21 protein-coding genes are annotated in these 19,287 nt (G+C 69.5%); 10 read left to right on the plus strand and 11 right to left on the minus strand.

Going from position 1 to position 19,287, the window contains the following annotated elements; all coding sequences use genetic code 11:
* Nucleotides 1-86: 86 nt before the first annotated feature.
* From KEG38_RS33160 to KEG38_RS33180, 5 genes are all read right to left on the minus strand, one after another.
* Nucleotides 87-2,450: a hybrid sensor histidine kinase/response regulator gene (locus tag KEG38_RS33160; RefSeq protein ID WP_272424097.1), complete on the minus strand. Its 2,364-nt coding sequence runs from the start codon at nt 2,448-2,450 to the stop codon at nt 87-89.
* 171 nt (nt 2,451-2,621) lie between these two features.
* Nucleotides 2,622-2,792, minus strand: a complete 171-nt coding sequence (locus KEG38_RS33165; RefSeq protein ID WP_272424098.1) for a hypothetical protein — start codon at nt 2,790-2,792, stop codon at nt 2,622-2,624.
* 76 nt (nt 2,793-2,868) lie between these two features.
* Entirely contained in the window at nt 2,869-3,186 is a 318-nt protein-coding gene (locus KEG38_RS33170; RefSeq protein WP_272424099.1) for a PEGA domain-containing protein, read from the minus strand.
* Nucleotides 3,186-4,742, minus strand: coding sequence for a glutamine-hydrolyzing GMP synthase (gene guaA, locus KEG38_RS33175; RefSeq protein ID WP_272424101.1), 1,557 nt, complete (start codon nt 4,740-4,742; stop codon nt 3,186-3,188). Before guaA ends, KEG38_RS33170 begins: the two co-directional genes overlap by 1 nt.
* Nucleotides 4,743-4,799: 57 nt before the next feature.
* Complete coding sequence (locus tag KEG38_RS33180) at nt 4,800-5,294, minus strand: hypothetical protein (protein WP_272424102.1); 495 nt, start codon at nt 5,292-5,294, stop codon at nt 4,800-4,802.
* A 58-nt stretch (nt 5,295-5,352) separates the two neighbouring features.
* Between KEG38_RS33180 and KEG38_RS33185 the strand changes: the two genes are divergently transcribed.
* The 3 genes from KEG38_RS33185 to KEG38_RS33195 all read left to right on the plus strand — a co-directional run bounded on the left by KEG38_RS33185 (nt 5,353) and on the right by KEG38_RS33195 (nt 7,853).
* Nucleotides 5,353-6,201, plus strand: coding sequence for an alpha/beta hydrolase (locus tag KEG38_RS33185; RefSeq protein WP_272424104.1), 849 nt, complete (start codon nt 5,353-5,355; stop codon nt 6,199-6,201).
* Between the two features lie 72 nt (nt 6,202-6,273).
* Nucleotides 6,274-7,041 (plus strand): SDR family NAD(P)-dependent oxidoreductase, encoded by a 768-nt coding sequence (locus tag KEG38_RS33190; RefSeq protein WP_272424105.1) that lies wholly within the window; start codon nt 6,274-6,276, stop codon nt 7,039-7,041.
* Nucleotides 7,042-7,157: 116 nt separating this feature from the next.
* On the plus strand, nt 7,158-7,853 hold the full coding sequence (locus KEG38_RS33195) for a hypothetical protein (RefSeq protein ID WP_272424106.1): 696 nt from the start codon (nt 7,158-7,160) through the stop codon (nt 7,851-7,853).
* Nucleotides 7,854-8,224: 371 nt separating this feature from the next.
* Here KEG38_RS33195 and KEG38_RS33200 read toward each other — a convergent pair whose 3' ends face one another.
* Nucleotides 8,225-8,812 carry a Uma2 family endonuclease gene (locus KEG38_RS33200; RefSeq protein WP_272424108.1) on the minus strand — a complete coding sequence of 196 codons (588 nt, stop codon included), beginning with the start codon at nt 8,810-8,812 and terminating at the stop codon, nt 8,225-8,227.
* A 111-nt stretch (nt 8,813-8,923) separates the two neighbouring features.
* Between KEG38_RS33200 and KEG38_RS33205 the strand changes: the two genes are divergently transcribed.
* Nucleotides 8,924-9,790: a class II glutamine amidotransferase gene (locus KEG38_RS33205; RefSeq protein ID WP_272424110.1), complete on the plus strand. Its 867-nt coding sequence runs from the start codon at nt 8,924-8,926 to the stop codon at nt 9,788-9,790.
* Between the two features lie 18 nt (nt 9,791-9,808).
* Here the strand turns inward: KEG38_RS33205 and KEG38_RS33210 are convergent, their stop codons facing one another.
* Together KEG38_RS33210 and KEG38_RS33215 are read right to left on the minus strand one after the other, a co-directional pair.
* Nucleotides 9,809-10,015 carry a hypothetical protein gene (locus KEG38_RS33210; RefSeq protein ID WP_272424112.1) on the minus strand — a complete coding sequence of 69 codons (207 nt, stop codon included), beginning with the start codon at nt 10,013-10,015 and terminating at the stop codon, nt 9,809-9,811.
* Nucleotides 10,012-10,353, minus strand: coding sequence for a hypothetical protein (locus KEG38_RS33215; protein WP_272424114.1), 342 nt, complete (start codon nt 10,351-10,353; stop codon nt 10,012-10,014). The genes KEG38_RS33210 and KEG38_RS33215 overlap by 4 nt, the downstream gene beginning before the upstream one ends.
* A gap of 58 nt (nt 10,354-10,411) precedes the next feature.
* Between KEG38_RS33215 and KEG38_RS33220 the strand changes: the two genes are divergently transcribed.
* Genes KEG38_RS33220 through KEG38_RS33230 form a run of 3 tightly spaced genes read left to right on the plus strand, consistent with a single transcriptional unit; the run spans nt 10,412 to nt 13,012 of the window.
* Nucleotides 10,412-11,683 carry a glutamate-5-semialdehyde dehydrogenase gene (locus KEG38_RS33220; protein ID WP_272424116.1) on the plus strand — a complete coding sequence of 424 codons (1,272 nt, stop codon included), beginning with the start codon at nt 10,412-10,414 and terminating at the stop codon, nt 11,681-11,683.
* 19 nt (nt 11,684-11,702) lie between these two features.
* Nucleotides 11,703-12,563, plus strand: coding sequence for a ribosome silencing factor (gene rsfS / locus KEG38_RS33225; protein ID WP_272424118.1), 861 nt, complete (start codon nt 11,703-11,705; stop codon nt 12,561-12,563).
* 11 nt (nt 12,564-12,574) lie between these two features.
* Nucleotides 12,575-13,012 (plus strand): 23S rRNA (pseudouridine(1915)-N(3))-methyltransferase RlmH, encoded by a 438-nt coding sequence (locus tag KEG38_RS33230; RefSeq protein WP_272424120.1) that lies wholly within the window; start codon nt 12,575-12,577, stop codon nt 13,010-13,012.
* Nucleotides 13,013-13,025: 13 nt separating this feature from the next.
* Here the strand turns inward: KEG38_RS33230 and tatC are convergent, their stop codons facing one another.
* Genes tatC through KEG38_RS33245 form a run of 3 tightly spaced genes read right to left on the minus strand, consistent with a single transcriptional unit; the run spans nt 13,026 to nt 15,562 of the window.
* Entirely contained in the window at nt 13,026-13,892 is an 867-nt protein-coding gene (tatC, locus tag KEG38_RS33235; RefSeq protein ID WP_272424121.1) for a twin-arginine translocase subunit TatC, read from the minus strand.
* Nucleotides 13,889-14,416 (minus strand): Sec-independent protein translocase protein TatB, encoded by a 528-nt coding sequence (gene tatB / locus KEG38_RS33240; RefSeq protein WP_272424122.1) that lies wholly within the window; start codon nt 14,414-14,416, stop codon nt 13,889-13,891. Before tatB ends, tatC begins: the two co-directional genes overlap by 4 nt.
* 9 nt (nt 14,417-14,425) lie before the next feature.
* Nucleotides 14,426-15,562, minus strand: a complete 1,137-nt coding sequence (locus KEG38_RS33245) for a radical SAM protein (RefSeq protein ID WP_272424123.1) — start codon at nt 15,560-15,562, stop codon at nt 14,426-14,428.
* Between the two features lie 86 nt (nt 15,563-15,648).
* Between KEG38_RS33245 and KEG38_RS33250 the strand changes: the two genes are divergently transcribed.
* The 3 genes from KEG38_RS33250 to KEG38_RS33260 are packed head-to-tail and all read left to right on the plus strand — an operon-like array spanning nt 15,649 to nt 19,287.
* The gene (locus tag KEG38_RS33250; RefSeq protein WP_272424124.1) at nt 15,649-16,554 is read left to right on the plus strand and encodes a PDDEXK family nuclease; all 906 of its coding nucleotides are present in this window, start codon (nt 15,649-15,651) and stop codon (nt 16,552-16,554) included.
* Nucleotides 16,555-16,606: 52 nt separating this feature from the next.
* Nucleotides 16,607-17,908 carry an OmpP1/FadL family transporter gene (locus tag KEG38_RS33255; RefSeq protein ID WP_272424125.1) on the plus strand — a complete coding sequence of 434 codons (1,302 nt, stop codon included), beginning with the start codon at nt 16,607-16,609 and terminating at the stop codon, nt 17,906-17,908.
* A complete protein-coding gene (locus KEG38_RS33260) occupies nt 17,908-19,287 on the plus strand; it encodes an OmpP1/FadL family transporter (RefSeq protein WP_272424126.1) in 1,380 nt (459 codons plus the stop codon). Before KEG38_RS33255 ends, KEG38_RS33260 begins: the two co-directional genes overlap by 1 nt.

A 19,287-nucleotide genomic window follows, 5' to 3' on the forward strand; every position in this document is an offset into this window, starting at 1 on the left:
TAGGGCGACACCGCGAGGAATCCTGAAGGATTTCGAGCGATGTCGACGGACGATTCGGGGCGCGCAGCAGATAAGTCCACAGGCTGCTAGCGCGCCGAGACCAGTTGACGTAGCAGGGCGCGGAGCTTCGGGAGGTCGAACGGCTTCTCGAGCTGGGGGTTTCGAACCTCCTCGAGGAAGGCCCGCATGCGCGGCGTGAACGCGCCGCCCGTCACGAAGACGAGGCGCGCGGCGACGTCGGGCGCGCGCTGGCGCAGCGCCTCGTGCACGTCCACGCCTGTCACGTCGGGCATCATCAGGTCGCAGAGGATCGCGTCGAACGACGGGTCCTTTTCGAGGAGCGCGAGCGCGTCGCGGCCGCTCGTCGAGACCACGACGTCGTGCTCGTCGGCGAGGAACATCTTGAGCGCGTTCGCGAGCGGCGCCTCGTCGTCGATCACGAGCACGCGGCCGCGGCGGGGCTTGGCCTCGGGGGGCTTTGGCTTCATGGGTGGCTTCTGGGCGAGGTTCGGCTCGTCGGCGCGGATCGCGCGCGCGCCGTCGACGGTTTTTCCGGCCGCGGCGCCGGGCGGGAGGACGACACGAAAGATCGTCTCGCCGGGTCTCGATGCAAGCTCGATCGTGCCGCCGAGGCGCGTGACGATTCCCTGGCAGATCCACAGCCCGAGGCCCGTGCCCACGCCCGCGGGCTTCGTCGTGAAGAAGGGATCAAAAATCTGCGCTTTGACATCGTCGGGGATGCCCGGCCCCGAGTCCATCACCTCGACGACCACGCGTCCTGCGTCGCCGATGTAGGTGCGCAGCCGGATCAGGTTCGCCGCCGCGTTTCCTTCGGGCAGCGCCTGCGCCGCGTTGACGAGCAGGTTCACGAAGACCTGGCCGAGCCGCGCCTCGTTGGCGTCGACGAGCGGCACGTCGTCGTACTCCTTCACGAGGCGCGCGCGGTGGCGGATCTCGCCGAAGACCATGTTGAGCGACGTGTCGAGCACGCGGCGCACGTCGGTCGGCGCGATCTCGCCGTCGTCCGCGCGGGAGAACGTTCGCAAGTCACGCACGATGCTGCGCATGCGCTCGGCTGCCTCGCGCGCGCCGTCGATCGCCGCTTCGAGCTCCACGGCGAGCTGCGTGATCTCGCCCGGGCTGAGATCCACCGCGCGCTCCAGGGCTTCGACGCGTCGCTTCAATGCGGGCAGCGCCTCCGCGGTCGCGACCGCGAGCTGCGTGAGCACGTAGGCGAGGGGGCTGTTGATCTCGTGCGCCACCCCGGCCGCGAGCGTGCCGACCGCCGCCATGCGCTCGGCTTGCACGAGGCGCGCTTGCATCTGCTTGCGCTCAGTCAGATCGCGCGCGATGCCGAGGATCGCCGGCGCGCCGTCGTAGTCGACGTGCAGGCTCACGACCTCCGCGTGCACGATGGATCCATCGCGACGGAGCAGCCGGTACTCCTGCGGCGAGACCGACGTGCCACGCTCGACCTCGGTGTGGTGTTGGTCCTGCGTGGAGCGATCCTCGGGGTGCACCGAGTCTCGCGCGAGGCGCCCGATGAGCTCGCCCGCGCGCTCGTAACCGAGGTACGTGACGAGCGCCGGGTTTGCATAGATCCACCGGCCTTGACGCACCACGCCGATGGCGTCGGGCGCGTGCTCGATCAGCGCGCGAAACCTTGCCTCCGAGCGCTTCAGCGCTTCTTCGGCGGCTTGCTTCTCCGTCACGTCCTCGACGAGGGCCGCGACGCCGATCACCACGCCCTGCGCGTCGACGAGCGCCGTGGCAGACCACTCGCCGCAGATGATCCGGCCATCCTTCCGTCGGTTCTCGTTGCGGCTCCGCTCGACGCCCGTCTGCTCGAGGAGACCGTCCCAAAGCGCGCTGACGAAAGGCCAAGCGCTGTCGGGCACGATGAAGCCCGGCTCGCGCTTGCCGATGGCCTCCTCCTCGGTGTAGCCGAAGATCCGCGTCGCCGACGGGTTCCACTCGAGCACCTCGAAGCGCGTGTTCCACACGATCACGCCGAGGGGGCTGCGCTTGACGTAGAGCGCGTGGCGCTGCTCGCTCTCGCGCAGCGCGGAGAGCGCGCGGTTTCGATCCGTGAGGTCCTCGACCACGCCCATGCCGCCGATGACGGCGCCGCTCGCATTCCGCAGCGGGCAAAGCCGCATCGAGACCCACACGACGGCGTCGCTCGTGGTCGCCTGGTAGCGGCCCTCGTACGTGCTCGACTCGCCTGCGAGGGCACGCTCGATCGAGGGCAGCACGGTGCGATCGCGCAGCCCGTGCATGTCGAGGGACGTGAGCCGCTCGTTCGTCGTCTGGAGGAGCTGCACGAAGCGCGCGTTCCACGTGGTGAGCCGGAGCTCCCGGTCGTACAGGAACACGCCGACGGGCGCCTGTTCGAAGAGCGTGCGGTAACGCTCCTCGGATTCACGCAGGGCCTCGCTGGTTTCGTTCATCTAGAACCCCGACGCGTGTGCGTCGTGCTGCGCCAGCATGCCAAAAGGCGAAGCCTTACGGACGGAAAAAGGCGTCCACCCCTCCCGTTGTGGCGAGGGGGTGACGCCTTTTCGTCTCGGATCAGCGTACGCGCGTTTTTACGCGTGCCGGCGAGGGGTCCGAACGTCCGGTCAGGACGCCTGTTCGGTCTTCGGGGCCTTCTCGGCCTTGGTCTTCTTCCGCGCCTCGGCGTCCAGCAGGCCAATACGCGCCTTCTGGCCGCGCTTGATCCGCTTCTTCTTCAGCGGCGTGGAGAGCCACTCGTGCCGCAACCGGATGTTCCACTTCGGGGTGTTCGCCATGTCTGTCCTCGGGGAGCGCGGGACGGTAGCGAAACCCCCCGCAGAGTCAAGTCCTTCTTACCTGAACGGACCCGGATCAGTCCGGGATCTTCACGAGGTCCACCTCGAGGCGGATCGGCGGATCCCCCTCGCGGGCCTCGACGAGCTTGTCCCACGGAAAAAAGCCCGGCTTCTCCACGGTGATCCGGTGCTTGCCCGGGGGCAGGGCGACGCCGCGTTTCGCCACGAACGCGAGCGCCCCGATGTACATGTCGTCGATCGTGACCGACGCGTCCGGGGCGTTGCCCTTCACCCGCAAGGAGACTGTGGCCGGCGTGCTCGGCGCGCACGCGGCTGCGAGGAGGGACCACCCGACGAGGGCCGCAAGGACCCCGCGTTTCGCGCTCGTTTGCATCATTCCCACTCGATCGTGGCCGGAGGCTTCGACGAGACATCGTACACGACGCGGTTCACGCCGCGGACCTCGTTGATGATCCGCGCGCTCGTTCGTCCGAGCACCTCGTGCGGGATCCGCGCCCAGTCGGCCGTCATGCCGTCCTTCGACTCCACGGCGCGAAGCGCGATCACCTCGTCGTACGTGCGTTCGTCGCCCATCACGCCGACGGTGCGCACGGGCAAGAGCACGCAGAAGCTCTGCCAGATCTTGTCGTAGAGCCCCGCCTCGCGGATCTCCTCCTCGAAGATCGCGTCGGCCTCGCGCAGGACATGCAAGCGCTCCTCCGTGAGCGTGCCGAGGCAACGCACGGCGAGGCCCGGGCCGGGGAAGGGGTGGCGCCAGAGCAGGTGGTGCGGGATGCCCATCGTCGCGCCGACCGCGCGCACCTCGTCCTTGAAGAGCTCGCGCAGAGGCTCGACGAGGCCGAGCTTCATGCGCTCGGGCAAGCCGCCGACGTTGTGGTGGCTCTTGATCACCGCGCTCGGGCCTTTCGCCGAGACGCTCTCGATCACATCAGGGTAGAGCGTGCCCTGCACGAGGAAGCGGCAATCCTCGATCTTCTTCGCCTCTTCCTCGAAGACCTCGATGAAGACGCGGCCGATCGTCTTGCGCTTCTGCTCGGGATCCGTGACGCCGGAGAGCGCGTCGAGGAAGCGTGCGCGCGCGTCAACATGCACGAGCCGAAGGTGGTAGTGGTCGCCGAACATCTTCACGACCTGCTCGGCCTCGCCTTTCCGGAGGAGGCCGTTGTCGACGAAGATGCAGACGAGCCGGTCGCCGAGCGCGCGGTGGCAAAGGATCGCGGCGACGGAGGAGTCGACGCCGCCCGAGAGGCCACACACGGCGCTCGCGGCGGGGCCGACTTTCTGGCGGATCACCTCGACGGACTCCTCGACGAACGAGGCCGGGGTCCACGTGGGCTCGAGGCCGCAGACGTCGAAGAGGAACGCTTCGAGCAGGTCCTTGCCGCGGCGCGTGTGCGCGACCTCGGGGTGGAACTGCAGGCCGTAGATGTGGCGCTCGTCGTCGGCGATCGCGGCGAACGGCGTCGTGTCGGTCGTGCCGAGCGTGGAGAAGCCCGGCGGGAGCTCGACGACCTTGTCGCCGTGGCTCATCCAGACATCGAGAACGTCGCCGTCGTTGAACCGGCTGAAGACGCCGGCGGCGCGGGTCGTGCGGACGAGCGCCGGCCCGTATTCGCCCTCGGTGCCGCGCTCGACCTTGCCGCCGAGCAGATGCGAGAGGAGCTGCATGCCGTAGCAGATGCCGAGGATCGGGATGCCGACGGAGAAGAGCTCGGCAGAGATGTGCGGGGCGCCTTCGCCGTAGACGCTCGAGGGGCCGCCCGAGAGGATGATGCCGCGGGGGGCGAGCTCGCGGATGCGCTCGATCGGTAGGTCGTAGCGGTAGACCTCGCAGTACACGGAGGCCTCGCGGATCCGGCGGGCGATGAGCTGGGTGTATTGCGAACCGAAATCCAGGATCAGGACGAGGTCCCGTCGGCCAGTGAGCATGGTCGCCGCGCTAGCACTTTTCGCGAGAGGGGGCGAGTCGGAGAGGGGACGAAGGAGCTAGATGGGAATGGGCGTCGGGACGAACGAGGTCATCCCCGGCGGAACGGGGACGTCGGGGTGTTTCTCCAGGACGGCCGCGAGGGCCTTGGCGAGCCGCTCGCCGTCCGCCGGATCGCTGCCGCGCGCCGAGTAGAAGACCGCGTATTTTCCGGCGAGAGCAGGCGGCGCGGGGCCGCCGTCCGCGGCGAGCGCGACGGAGAGGCGCACGACAGCGCGATCCTTTGCGCAAACGAGGGTGAGGACGCCGTCCTGAACCGCGAGGATTTCGCGCACCGTAAAGCCGTCGAGTGTGCTGCCGGGCGCGAGGGGGGCGACGAGGGCGAGCTCGGCAGGGCCGGCGGGGCGGGGCGGGGGCGCGGGTTGGGAAGAGATGACGGAGGGCGGCGAGGCGTCGGTCGGGGCGTCGCTGCCGCGGGAGCAGGCGGGGAGGGCGAGGAGCAGGGCAGGGAGGACGAGCGAGCCAGGCCGGATCACGAGGGGCGAGGGTATCATCCCGGTGTAGGCTGAAGCTCGCATGGATCGCGCGGGCTTCGTGGCTTTGCTTTTCTGTGTGTCGACCGTTTCGGCTTGCGAAAGCCCACCCGCGTCTGCGCCCGCTGCGGCGTCCGCGCCCGCTGCGGCGTCCGCGCCCGTTTCCGCTTCCGCGCCTGCTTCCGCTTCTGCGTCTGCACCCGCTCCCGCGCTCACGTCCGCCTCCGCCATCGTCGACCTGCCCATTCCCGGCCATCCCGCCGCCGTCGTCTCGCTCCCGGTCGGCACCACGTCCAAACGGCCCGTGATCATCGCGGCGCACGGCAATTACGATCGCCCCGAATGGCAATGCGACGTCTGGCGCTCGCTGCTCGGTGCCCGCGCGAATCACGTCTTCGTCCTGTGCCCGCGCGGCGTGCGCAGGCCGGATTCTCCTTCCCCCGACGACGTGCGTTTCACCTACGAAAACAATGCCGCGCTGGAGCGCGAAATCGACGCTGGCCTTGCGGCGCTTTCTGCCACGTACCCCGATTTCGTCGATCCGGGACCGGTCGTCCATGCGGGGTTTTCGCTGGGCGCGATCCAGGGCGTGGCCATCGCGGGACGACGCCCCGAACGTTCGCCGCGGCTCGTCCTGATCGAGGGCGGACACGCGGCCTGGAAGCCCGAGGTCGTGAGCGCATTCGCGAAGATCGAGGGCGCGCGTGTGCTGTTCGTGTGCTCGCAGAGCGGGTGCGCCGCGGATGCGCGGTGGGCGGCGTCGCGGCTGGAGAAAGCTGGGGCCAAGACGAAGATTGCGAAAAGCTCGGACGTGGGGCACCGCTACGATGGGCCGGTCGCGGAGACCACACGTTCCGCGCTGGAATGGGTGTTCGAGGGGGATCCGCGGTTCGAGGTCAAAGCAAAGGCCGCCGCTCCCCGGCCGTGATGTTCCACGAACAGCGTTTGGCCGCTCATCGCGCTGGTAAAACCAAGAGGGAATTGGTAGCGTGTCGCGGCCATGGGGAAGCTGACAGACAAGGTTGCTATCATCACGGGCGCTTCGGGGGGTATCGGGACGGCGACGGCCGCGCTGTTTTCGCGCGAGGGAGCCAAGCTCGTGCTGGTCGGTCGCGACGAGGAGCGGCTGCGGCAGGCCGCGGAAGGGTGTGATCCTGCGCGGACGCGCACGGTCGTGGCCGACGTCCGAAAGAACGAAGACACGGAGCGATACGTCGACACGGCGATCCAGGCGTTCGGCGGGGTCGACGTGCTGTTCGCGAATGCGGGGTACGAGGGGAAGATCGCGCCGATCGTGGATCTCGACGTGTCGGTGCTCGACGACCTTCATACAATTCACGTGCGGGGGACGTTCCTGGGCATGCAAAAGGTCATTCCGCGTATGCTGGAGCGGGGCGGGGGGAGCATCGTGGTGGTGTCGTCGACGGCGGCCATCACGTCGTTCCCGGGGTGCGCCGCGTATGCGGCGAGCAAAGCCGCGCTGCTCGCGCTCGTGCGCACGGCGGCGTCGGAGCTCGCGCCCCAGAACATCCGGGTCAATGCGATGGTCCCGGGCGGCGTCGACAACCGCATGATGATGGCGTTCACCGAGCAAATGGCCCCGGGCCACGCCGAGGAGCTGCGGGCGGGCTATCGGCAGATGATCCCGGCGCGTCGCGTCGCCACGAATGAAGAAATGTCGAAGCTCGCGCTGTTCCTCGCGTCGGACGATTCGAGTTATTGCCACGGAGCGAGCTTCGTGGCGGATGGCGGGATGACGGTCGTTTGAGGGGACGGGTGCGGGCGGGCCGTTCGTGAGGGGCTGCCCGCCTCGAGCTTTGCCGCCGCGCTCTCGTCCAGAATCCCCTTGATCCCTTCGACCCCCCTCCCGTACCCTCCGCTGCCATGATTGCCCCGCCCGATTCGACCGCTTCGACGATGCTGGTCGCCCTCTCCACCACGATCGGCGCGCTCAACGCCGCTGTCGAGCTCGACGTCGACCGCACCCCGGACGACCGTGAATTCTTCGCCGTCGAGCGGGAAGCCTTGAAGCCCTTCTTCGATACCCTGTTCGCGGCCGAGCGCGAGGCGACGTCGTATTCGCTCCTCGTGGTGCAAGCCAAACAGGCGCGTGTACAGCTCGGCGATACCATTCTCGATCGGGGCGTCAGCCGGGCCAAGGCGCGGATGAAGGTCGAGCTCAAGGGATCGGCGATGGAGGAGGGCGCCGATCACGTCTTCGGGACCGACGTCAGCGACATCATTCAAGCCGAGCGGGCCAAGGAGCCGGGCCTCGTGCTCCAGGCCGTCGGCAAGTTCGCGCAGGTCCCGAGCTTCCCGGGCAAGGCCGAAATGGAGGCCGACTTGAAGGGGCGCGCGACGCGACAGCAGCAGAACTTCGTCGACCGGGACGCGGCCGCCGTGAAGGCAGCGTCCCTCACCAGCGCGGTCAAGGTCGCGGTCGCCGCCGGCTCCGACGCGCTGTATAAGTTGGAGAAGCGCCTCCTCGACCGATTCCCCCGCCAGACGCAGTACGTGAAGGCCTTCTTCTACGACGCCGCGCCTTCTCGGAAGAAAGCCGAGCCCCCCACGAACACCTGAGAGGGTGCTGCCGCAGCGTAGCGCCGGGGTTTCACCCCGGACCCGACGAGGGGCTGTCCGCCCCTCGACCCGGACCAGGGCCAGCCCTGGACCTCTGATGCATCGACCGCGATGCGGTCGATGCACAAGCGCATGGGTTTCACGCGCGACGCCTGTGGAACACCCTCTGAGCCCCGGGCTCATCTACGTGCCAGCGTACGGACGATTCTGCGCGGCCGGGATGCCCCACGTGCCAGCGTACGGACGATCCTGCGCGGCCGGGATGCCCCACGTGCCAGCGTACGGACGATCCTGCACCGCCCAACCCTCCCATCCTCGAGCGTGCGGGCGATGGCGAGGCGTGGAGCCCCCGCGCCCGGCGCCAGCCGCGGTCACGCCCCTTCGCTGCTCGGCGGGCGCGGCAAGAAAATGCGCGCCATCGGCAGCTCGACGGCCTCGAAGGGCGGGACGCGCGCCGTCGCGTGCTCGTCGTACGACGCGAGGTTCACCCATAGACCATCGCGCAGCTCGAAGACCTCCAGAATGCGCGCCGCGGGATCCACGATCCAGTACCAGCGCACGCCATATCGCGCATAAAGGTTTTTCTTGGTCACCCGATCGTGCGGCTCGTTCGAGGGCGACAGCACCTCGCAAATCCAGTCGGGCACGACCGGGATCGGGAGGACATCCGGATCGGGCAGCCGCTCGCGACGGACGCCGACGAGGTCCGGGCGAACGATGTCGTGCCGGCCGAGCGCGACATCTACGTCGAGGAAGATCCACCAGCCGCCGGGCCCGCCGAAGCCGTCGTCGTCGTGGAACGGTCTCCCAATGAACACGCGCAGGGTCCCCTGCACGTTCGAGTGTCTGGGGCGCGGCGACGGCAGCGTCACCAGGCTGCCCCCGATGATCTCGGCCTTCTGGTCCTCGGGCAGAGCCAGCAGATCCTCGTGCGTCGCGAACTTCCGAGCAGCGTCCATGGTGCCGTCGCCGATCCTAGCAGATCCCACCCCAGCCGCGCGCGCCCGTCCGTAACCGTTTTTCCCGTGCAAGCTGGCCGGTCCTCGCTCCCTCGGCTATCCTCTGCAACGATGTGTCGCCTCTTCGGCGTCGTTTCGAGGCACGTCGAACCTCACCCCGAGCCCCTCGCTACGGCTCCAAAAAGCCTCGCGGCGCTCTCGCCCGAGCACCCGCACGGATGGGGGATCGCCGCCCATGACGGCAAATCCTGGGCGATCCACAAGAGCCCCACCTGCGCCCACGCCGACCCGGCGTTCCGCGCCGTGGCCTCGAACGCCCGCGGGCGGGTCGTCCTCGCCCACGTCCGCAAAGCCACGGTCGGAAAAACCGGCCTCGACAATACCCATCCGTTCCGCCGGGACGCTTGGGTCTTCGCGCACAACGGCACCATTTCCGATGTCGCGTGGCTCGAACGGCGCACCTCGCAATCACGCAAGCGGGAAATCACGGGGGATACGGACAGCGAGCGGTTCTTCGCATTCCTGATGACCACGCTCGACGAGGTCGGCGCCACGCACGGAAGCCAACGCGCGTCGAGCGACGCGACCCACCACGCGATCGCCCGGGCCATCGAGGCAGCGACGGACAGGCCCCGGTTCGGCGCCGTCAATTTCCTTTTGAGCGATGGGAACGTGCTTTATGCCCATCGCTTTGGCCGGAGCTTGTTCGTCTCCTCCGACGCGGACGTCGTCCGCATTGCGTCGGAGGTCCCGCACGAAGGCGCCTGGCAAGAGGTCCCCGAGCGCTCTCTCCTCTGCATCGACCGCGTCGCGGCCTTTGCACCAGACGTCCAGGGCTGTGCGCTGCGAAGGGGGGCGGATAGCTACAAACTAATTTCCCCGCATCGACTGCGCTTCGCGCAGTCGATGCCCAGAGGTCCAGGGCTGTGCCCTGGTCCGGGTCGAGGGGCGGACAGCCCCTCGTCGGGTCCGGGGTGAAACCCCGGCGCTACGCCCTCAGGGCTGCTGAGACTCGGGCGCCTCGGCCGGCGGCGGCGCTGCTTCGGCTGGCGGCGCCTGTGTGCCGGGAAGCTCGAAGCTCCGCGGCGCCTCGTACTCGGGCGGCGGGCCTCCGGGCAGCGGCTTCGGCTTCGGCGGGCTGCAGCACGCGCCCGCGGCGAACACGACGAGCGACGCGAGCACGGGGACGAACCAGGTCCTCATATCTTGGTCCCCTTCTTCTTGATGTTCGTCGGCGGAGGCGGGGTCACGGGGCCCTCGTGCTCGTTCCCGGGCGGCAGGCCGAACGGGCTCGGGGGCGCGGACGTATCGGGCGAACCGTCGATCTTCTGGCGCAGATCGGTGGGTTTGGCAGGAGGCGCCTCCGGGGCCGGGTCGTATTTGGCGCCCTCGGCGCCGGGGGCGCCCATCGGGATCATCGTGGCTGCGGGCGCGGCGCTCGCCGGCCCCTCGTCGTCGTGAGAGCCGCAACCGAGCCACGTGGGCACGGCAAAGGACAGGAGGAGGAACCAGGCGGGGATACCGCGCGGGCGAGCCGACACGAGCCCACGCTAGCACGCCCTTGGCCTTGTGAGGGCAGCCGCGTTAGGTTTCGACGCCGTGGAGAGCACCGCAATCCAGACCGAAGAGCTCATCGAGCTCGCAAAGCGCGCCCGAAAGGCCGCGCGTACGCTTTCGACTGCGTCGCGCGAGGTCAAGGATCGCGCACTCGTCGCGATCGCGGAGGCGCTGCGCGCGCAGGCCGCCGAGGGCTCGCCCCTGCGCATCGCGAACGCCGAGGACATCGAGACCGCGCGCGTGGCGGGGCTCGCCGCCGCGCTCGTCGATCGGTTGATCCTCGACGAACAGCGCATCCTCGACATCGCCGCGGCCGTCACGCAGATCGCCTCGTTCGAGGATCCCGTGGGCGAGGTGCTCGGCATGAAGCAGCGCCCGAACGGACTCAGCGTGGGTCAGGTGCGCATCCCGCTCGGCGTGATCGCGATGATCTACGAGGCGCGTCCGAACGTGACGGTCGACGCGGCCGCGCTCTGCTTGAAGAGCGGCAACGCCGTGCTCTTGCGCGGCGGCAAGGAAGCGTCGCGATCGAACGCGGCGCTCGGCGAGCTCGTGCGGAACGCGGTCGCGTCCGCCGGTCTGCCTGCGGACGCCGTGCAGATCGTTCCGTCCGGTGATCGCGAGGGGATTCGCGAGCTCGTGCGGCTCACGGGGATGATCGATCTCGTGATCCCGCGCGGCGGCGAGGGGCTCATCCGCTTCGTGACCGAGCACGCCCGCGTGCCGGTCATCCAGCACTACAAGGGGGTTTGTCACCTCTACGTCGACGAGGGCGCCGATCTCAACATGGCGCTCCGGCTCGTGGAGAACGGCAAGCTCAGCCGGCCCGGCGTCTGCAACGCGCTCGAGGGCTTGCTCGTGCACGAGAGCGTGGCGCTCGCGTTCTTGCCGCGGGTCGGAAAGCTCGCGGCGCAGGGGCTCGAGATCCGCGGCGATCAGGCCACACGCGCGGTGCTCCCGTCGGCCAAACCCGCATCGCCCGAGGATTATGGGCAGGAGTTCCTCGCCCCGATCCTTGCGGTTCGGATCGTCGGCTCGCTCGACGAGGCGCTCGATCACATCGCGCAGTACGGCTCGAACCACACCGAGGCGATCTGCACGCGGAGCTACGAGCGGGCGCAGCGTTTCTCCCGGGCCGTCGACGCGAGCTGCGTGATCGTCAACGCGTCCACGCGCTTCAACGACGGCGGCGAGCTCGGTCTCGGCGCGGAGATCGGCATCTCGACGACGAAGCTCCATGCCTATGGACCGATGGGGCTCGAGAGCCTCACCGCGAAGAAGTGGATCGTCTTCGGCGAGGGGCAAATTCGGTAATCCCGGAGTGAGGTAAAACTTGGCAACGAAGAAGCGATCGGACGGCGGGGGCGAGTCGCCCAAGCCGGCTCGCAGCAAGACAGCGGCGACGAAGACGACGAAGACGACGAAGACGGGCGCGGCGCGTCCGGCGCGCGACGTGGATCCGGGCGAGGGCTCGGGCGAGCGGGACACGCACGTGGCGCCGTCCGTCGTGAAGGCGGCGGTGAAGGCGGCGAAGAAGTCGGCCCGGCCGAAGCTCCGCGCCTCGCACGCGAGCGGGCAGGCGGTGCGCGCGCCCGGTGGCGCCAAGACCACGAAGCGGCCAGGGCTGCCGCGGCGCAAGTCGGAAGGCGAGCTCCGCGGCAAGGGCGCGCCCGGCGTGAAGAAGGCGCCGCTGGCGGCGCCCAAGCGAGCGGCCGGACGCAAGGCACCCATCCCGGAGACGGCTTCTCCGGCGCGCGAGCTCGCGGTCGCGGTGGCGACCGCCGGCCTCGACAAGAAGGCGCTCGGCGTGGAGATCCTCGACGTGCGCGGGCGCGTCGATTACGCGGATTTCCTGGTGCTCATGACGGGCCGGAGTGATCGGCACGTCGGCTCGATCGCGCAGGGGATCGAGGAGGAGCTCGGCAAGAAGAAGATCGCGCCGATCTCGGTCGAGGGTATGTCCGCGGCCACGTGGGTGCTGCTCGACTACGGCGACGTCGTCGTGCACGTCTTCCAGGAGGACGCGCGGCAGCTCTACGACATCGAGGGCCTGTGGATGGACGCGAGCCGCGTGGCCGTGCCCGAAGGCGCGCCGGGCGCGCGGCCTGCCTCGTCGCCGGTGAACCGCGCGCAAGCGGACGCGGGCGAGGGGTTCGGTGACGACGAGGCCGAGGATCGGAGCGAGGAAGAGTAGAGCCGGATCGTATGCGTATCGTCGTCGTCGCCGTGGGCCGCGTGAAGGACAAACCGCTCCGCGCGGCGCTCGACGACTACCTCGGCCGCGTGCGCCGGTACATGCCTTGTGACGAGATCGAGCTCGAGGATGCGCCGCCCGCGCGCCTCGTCGAGCTCTTCGCGAAGAAGACCGACGGCTCGACGACGATCGCGCTCGAGGTGATGGGACGCGCGCTCGACAGCCCCTCGTTCGCCCGGACGATCGAGCGCGCCGGATCCCGCGGCAAGGGTGTGGTCTCGTTCCTGATCGGCGGCGCCGACGGCATCCCCCCGGAGACGTCGCGCGCCGCGCACGATCGGCTGAGCCTCTCGACGCTCACGTTTCCGCACAGGCTCGCGCGGCTCGTGCTCGTGGAGCAGATCTACCGCGCGATGACGATCCTGCGCGGCGAGCCGTACGCCCACTGATCGAGGCGTTTTTCTAGACCGCTTTCGGCTTCTCTTTGCTCTTCCGGTACGCCTCGCGCTGGGCCTCCGTCGGCTTCTTGCCGAAGACGAAGGCGAGGCCGATCGAGAGCGCGTAGAGGACCAGCATCGGCACGGCCATCACGATCTGGCTCGTGATGTCGGGCGGCGTGACGACGGCCGCGATGATGAACGAGAGCAGGACGAACCAGCGGCCGAATCGGATGAGCTGCAAGTAATTGACGATGCCCGCGAGCGACAGGAACAAGATGAGCAGCGGGATCTCGAAGACGATCCCGAACGCGAGCAGCATCCGGGTCACGAAGTCGATGTACTCGCCCAGCATCACGGTCGGCGTGATCGTCACGCCCTGGCCGCCGCCGACGGTGCCGGCGAGGCCGAGGAAGTAGTTGAACGTGATGGGGAAGGCGACGCGCCAGCCGAAATAACAGCCGCCCACGAAGAGCCCCGACGCCGAGAGCACGAAGGGGATCACGAAGCGTTTTTCGCGCGCGTAGAGCCCGGGCGCGACGAAGGCCCAGAGCTGGTAGAAGATGACCGGCGCGCTGAGCACGATCGAGCCGAGCAGCGAGAGCTGGAAGTACCCGATGAACGCGGCCTGGGGCGACTCGAAGTGCAACGTGGCCTGGTTCGGCAGGCCCTGCGCCGTCCACGCGCCCTTGAACGGGCGCGAGATGATGTCGAGCAGGGGATCGCGGTACTCCCAGGTGAGCACGCAGCAGATCAGGAACGCGACGAAGCAATAGACCAGGCGCTTGCGGAGCTCGTCGAGGTGCTCCCAGAACGTCATGGGAGTGCCCTCTTCGTCCTCGATCGGAGCGGGCGCCGCGTCCTTGACCGCCTTCGCCTTGGAATCACTCATGACGCCGCGCTCGGCTCCTTCGTGACGACCCGGCTCGTCGGATCGTCGGTCGCCACGACACCCAGCGGAAGGTGGGCGAGGGGCTCGGGCTGCCCATCCACGTACGGGGCCGCGTCGTCGGGCATCGCGTCGTACGCGTCGCAGCCTACCCGCGGATACTCGCGCTCGCGTAAGATCTCGACCGTCTCAGCGCTCGGCAGAGGCGCGCTCGCCGCGGCAGCCGTCACGGTCGCAGCCGCGGTCGCGGGAGAGGTCGTGGCGGCGGTCGGGACGGCGAGCTTCTCCAGGCCGTCGAGCACGTTCACGTTCGAGAGCGCGCGGATCTCCTGGATGCTGCGGTCGATGCCCTCTTCGCGGAGGAGCTGGTCGATGCCGCTCTGCGCTCGGAGGTCCGTGCTCATGCGGCGGATGCGCGTGACCCACTGACCGGCCGTCCGCATCATGCTCGGCAAGTGCCGCGGGCCCACCACCACGATGGCCACGAGCACGACCACGACCATCTCGCCGAAGCTCAATCCGAACACGCGAGCAAGCTAGCGCGCCGTGGGTTCGGAATCCACCGGGAGACGCCTCCCTCCTCCCTTCCGCACGAGCGGCCGCGCGAGCTGACCACACGCCGCCCCCACGTCGCCCCCGCCCGAATACCGCACGATCGTGCCCACCCCGCGCCCGAGCAGGACCGCGCGGAAAGCCTCGAGGCGGGTCGAAGGCTGGAACGGATCCGGCTCGGTGCCGTCCGTGATCGCGTTGTAAGGGATCAAGCTGAGCCGCGGCCTCTGCCCATGCGCCGCGGCAAAGGACAGGCACAGATCCGCGAGCGCCGCGGCATCCTCGTCCGCGTCGTTTCGACCGGCGAGCAGCGTGTACGCGAACATCGGCGATCGGCCCGTCGCCCGCGCGTGCTCCCCCGCAGCCGCGAGCACCTCTTCGAGCGGATGCGCGTTTTCGATGGGCATGAGCGCGCGCCGCTGCCCCGGCCGCGCCGAGCCGAGCGAGACGCCGAGCCGCACCGCGGGCACCTCGCGGAGCAGCGTGCGGATCCCGGTCGGCAAGCCCGAGGTGCACACCGTGATGTTGCGCATGTCGATGGCGAGCGCGCTCGGCTCGCTCATCACGCGGATCGCGTGGATCACACGTTCGATGTTCGCCATGGGCTCGCCCATGCCCTGGAAGAGCACGCCGTGCACGCGCGGCCGGATCCCGGCGGCGACGAGGTTTGCCGGCGGATCGTTTGCGAGCTCCTCGCGCACGCGGCGCACCTGCTCGACGATCTCCCACGGCTCGAGGTTGCGGCCGAGGCCCATGCGGCCCGTCGCGCAGAACGCGCACGCGAGCGCGCAGCCGACCTGCGAGGACACGCAGACGGAGAAGCGGCCCGGGTGCTCGAGGGGGATGCGCACGGTCTCGATGATGGCCCCGTCGTGCAGGCGGAAGGCGTACTTGACGAACGGATCGAGCGCGCTCGCGGCGCGGCTCTCGATGTGGATCGTGGGCACGTGCCCGGCTTCGCGGGCGGCGTCGAGCGCGGCGCGCCGGATCGTCGCGGGCGAGCGCTCGGGCAAACCGCCCGTTCGATGCACGAGCGAAACGATCCGCCGCGCGTCCGTCACGTCGATGTTGCAAACGCGGGCGAGCTCGTCGGGGAGAATGGCCTGGAGGGCGAGGGGCACGGCGGCATCGTTCTAGTCGAGCGGGACCCTGGACGCACCCGTCTCGTTCTCCCCATCCTCCGCGGATCCTGCTACCCTCCTTGTCGATGATGGATCCGAAGCGCGATGGCCCCTCGATGATGCTCGCGCCGTCCGCCCGGGGGGGAGCCGCGCTCTCGTTTCCTCCCGCGGATCCGCCTCGCCGGTTCCCGCCCGTCGATCAGCACGTCGTCGTCCCCGAGAAGACGCGCGACGAGATGATACGCGGCCGGAAGATCATCGCCCAGCCCGCGCTCGAGCCCCACGGTGACGCACACGCGAACCTCGGCGCCGTGATCCGCTTGCACGTCCGCGAGGGGTATCGCGCCTCGATCGATCTGCTCACGCGGGTCTCGGAGGGATCGAACTTCGCGACGGACCTGTCGATCCGTCGCGACGGCACGGATCCCGCGACGGGCAGGAGGCACCTCGAAGAGGTTTCGTTCGAGATCGTGAACGAGCAGGCGCCGGGCGTGGTGCGCGAGAAGGCCGAGGACCTCGCGGAGCGAGGCGTCCGCCGCGTGTTCGCGATCCACGTGAAGCGTGGCGAGGTCTGCGAGTGGTCGCGCGAGATGGCCGCGTTCGTGCCGCTCGACCTCGACGGAATGATCGAGGATCCCTGTTTCATACGGCCGATCCAGGTGCGCGCGCTGCTCGACGGCGCGGTCGCGGAGCGCGAGGCCGCGCGGGCGCTCGAGCGCAAGGGGAACCCGGAGATCCTGGCGATCAAGCAAAGCGCGGAAGAGAAGGGCCGCGAGGAGGGCCGCGAGGAGGGCCGCGAAGAGGGCCGCCGCGAGATGCTGCTCGAAGTCCTGCGCGAGCGCTTCGGCGAGCTCCCGGAGGCCATGCAGGCGCGCGTCGCGACCGCGACCGGCGCGACCTTGTCCCGGTGGGCGAAACGCTCCTACGCGGCGAGCTCGCTCGACGACGTGTTCGTCGAGGTCGAGGAGGACAGCGGACCGGTTCGTCGCTGAGCATCCGCGCCCTCTTCCTTCCCGCCGTGCATGGGTCTACCGTCGCCCCCGCATGGCCCGCTGCCGCGCCCTCTTGCTCGCCGTCGCCTCGGCCGCCCTCACGGCGCTGCCGGCCGGTGATGCGTGGAGCTCCCCCGAGGACGTGTACGGCTTCGGCCCGCGTTCCATGGCGATGGGCGGCACCGGCGCCGCGCTCGGCCGCGGCTTCGAGGCCGTCTGGAGCAACCCCGCGCTTCTCAGCCTCGAGCATCGACGTGAGCTCACGATCGGCCTGCTCGGCTCGGTCTTCGACCTCCGCGCGCCCGAGCGCCTGAGCTACGACAAACTCGCGGGCGGCTTCATCGGCGCGGTCTTGCCCGTGCCGTTCGCTGGGGTCTTGAAGGACCGCATCACCATCGGCCTCGGCTTCTTCACGCCCTTCGACCTCATCGTCCGCGGCCGCATCCTCTACCCCGAGACCAAGCAGTTCCCGCTCGCGGATCGCACGGCCTCCGTCGCAGTTCAGGTCGGGCTTGGCGTCGACGTCGGTTATGGCGTGCGGATCGGCGGTGGCTTCGCGGCGCTCGCGGCGCTCACCGGCTCCGTCCTCGTCGCCACCGACGCCTCCGGCCGCATCGGCACCGTCGTCGAGGACACGCTCGTCGCGAGCTACGGCCCCATCCTCGGCGCGAGCTACGAGCGTGGCGCCTACCGCGTCGGGCTCACCTACCGCGGCGAGCTCGTCGGGCGCTTCAACGTCGTCATCGAGGTGAAGGATCTCGGCCAGATCGTCGTGCCTCCGCTCAACATCGCAGGCCTCGCGCAGTACGATCCCGCGCAGATCGCACTCGAAGTCGCGCGCGTCCGCGGCCCGTGGCGCGTCACCGCGGGCGCGACGTACAAGCGCTGGTCGGCCTATCCCGGCCCCGCCGAGGCCACCGTCCGTTGCCCCGCGATCGACCCGTCCACGGGCGCGCCGCCCGAGGAACCTTGCGGCGCCCTCACGCCTGCGCCGCTCGGGTACACGGACACGTTCGTTCCGCGCGTCGGCGTCGAGCGTGTCCTCTCGCCGAAGAAGTCCGTCTCCATGATGCTCCGCGCCGGCTACTTCCTCGAGCTCTCGCCCTCGCCTGCGCAGACGACCGCCGGGAACATCTACGAGAACACCCGCAGCGTCTTCGGCCTCGGCTACGGGCTCGAGCTCACCGCGCCCTTTCCGAACCTGCGCTTCGATCTCGCCGGGCAGGTGCAGGTCCTCCATCCTCGCGCGCACGACAAGGCCGCGGACGTGCCTGCCACGAATCCCGGCGCGCCTTCCGTGCGCACGAGCGGCGTCGTCGTCGCCGGCGCGGCCACCGTGGGGGTCGGGTTCTGATGACGAAACACGCGCGCTCGCTCCTGCCCGCGCTCGCCGCGGCGTGGCTCCTCGTGGCGCCCGAGGCGCACGCAAGCGCGCCCGGCACCTACGGCATGGGCTCACGCGCCGGCGCGCTCTCCGGCGCGGTCACCGCCGACGCCGCGGACTTCTCGGGCTGCTTTTACAACCCCGCCGGCCTCGTCTCCGCGCCCGGGCTCGAGCTCTCCCTCGGCTACGTCTACGCGGACAATCGCCTCCGCATCAACGGCAAGGACAACGACGTCGCCGACGTCCACGGCCTCATGGCGGGCATCGTCGCGCCTGGCAAGATCCTCTCGGTCCCGTTCGCGTTCGGCATCGCCACGTACATCCCCGACAACGGCCTGTCCCGCATCCGCGCCCTTCGCCAGGAGACGCCGCGCTGGGAGCTCTACAACGACCGGCCCACCATCCTGTTCCTCTCGGTCCACCTCGCCGTCCGTCCGCTCCCGTGGCTCGAGCTCGGCGGCGGACTCGCCTTCCTCGCCGCCACGCGCGGCCGCTTCGGCATCCGCGGCGAGGCCGACGTTTTGAGCCCCTACGACTCGCAGCTCTCCCACGAGGTCGACGCCGATCTCACCTCGATCCGCTATCCCATCGCCGGCGCGCGCGTAAAACTCGGCCGCTTCGGCTACCTCGGCGTCGCCTACCGTGGACAAACCAAGCTCGACCTCGCGCTCCAGGCGAACCTCGAAGGCATCGTCGACTTCGCCGGCGTCGACGTCCCGCTCCGCTACACCCTCGAGACGCGCACGCTCGACGCCTTCCAGCCGCAGCAGGTCGTCCTCGGTTTGTCCTTCCAGGCCGTGCCCCGCCTCCGCGCGAACTTCGATCTCGGCTGGGTGAACTGGTCGGCCTATGAGAGCCCGACCCCCCGGACCTCCGCCCACCTCGAAGCCGAGCCCCCGCCCGGCGTAGGCGTCGAGCTGCCCGAGGATCCCAAGCCCGTCGTGATCGTCCCGCCCGCGTTCCAGGACCGCTTCGTCCCGCGCCTCGGTGTCGAGTACGTCCTCGCCTTCGGCGCCGAGCGGCGTGTGTCGGGGCGCGACGCGCCTGCCAAGGCCGTCGAGATCCCCTTGCGCGCCGGCTACGCCTACGAGCGCTCGCCCGTGCCGCCGCAGGAGGGCCCGACGAACTTCGTCGACGCCGATCGGCACACGATCTCCCTCGGCGCGGGCCTCGTCCTCAACGCGCCGTTTTCCGTCCTCCGCGGCGCGCTCCGCCTCGACACACACGTGGCCCTCTCCGTGCTGCCCGAGCGCATCACGCAGAAGGCGAACCCCGCCGATTTCGTCGGAGACTACCGGGCCGATGGCACCATGATCGCGGGCGGCGCCACGCTCACCGCTTCGTTTTGA

This window comes from Polyangium jinanense (assembly GCF_028435265.1).
Taxonomy (GTDB): Bacteria; Myxococcota_A; Polyangia; order Polyangiales; family Polyangiaceae; genus Polyangium; species Polyangium jinanense.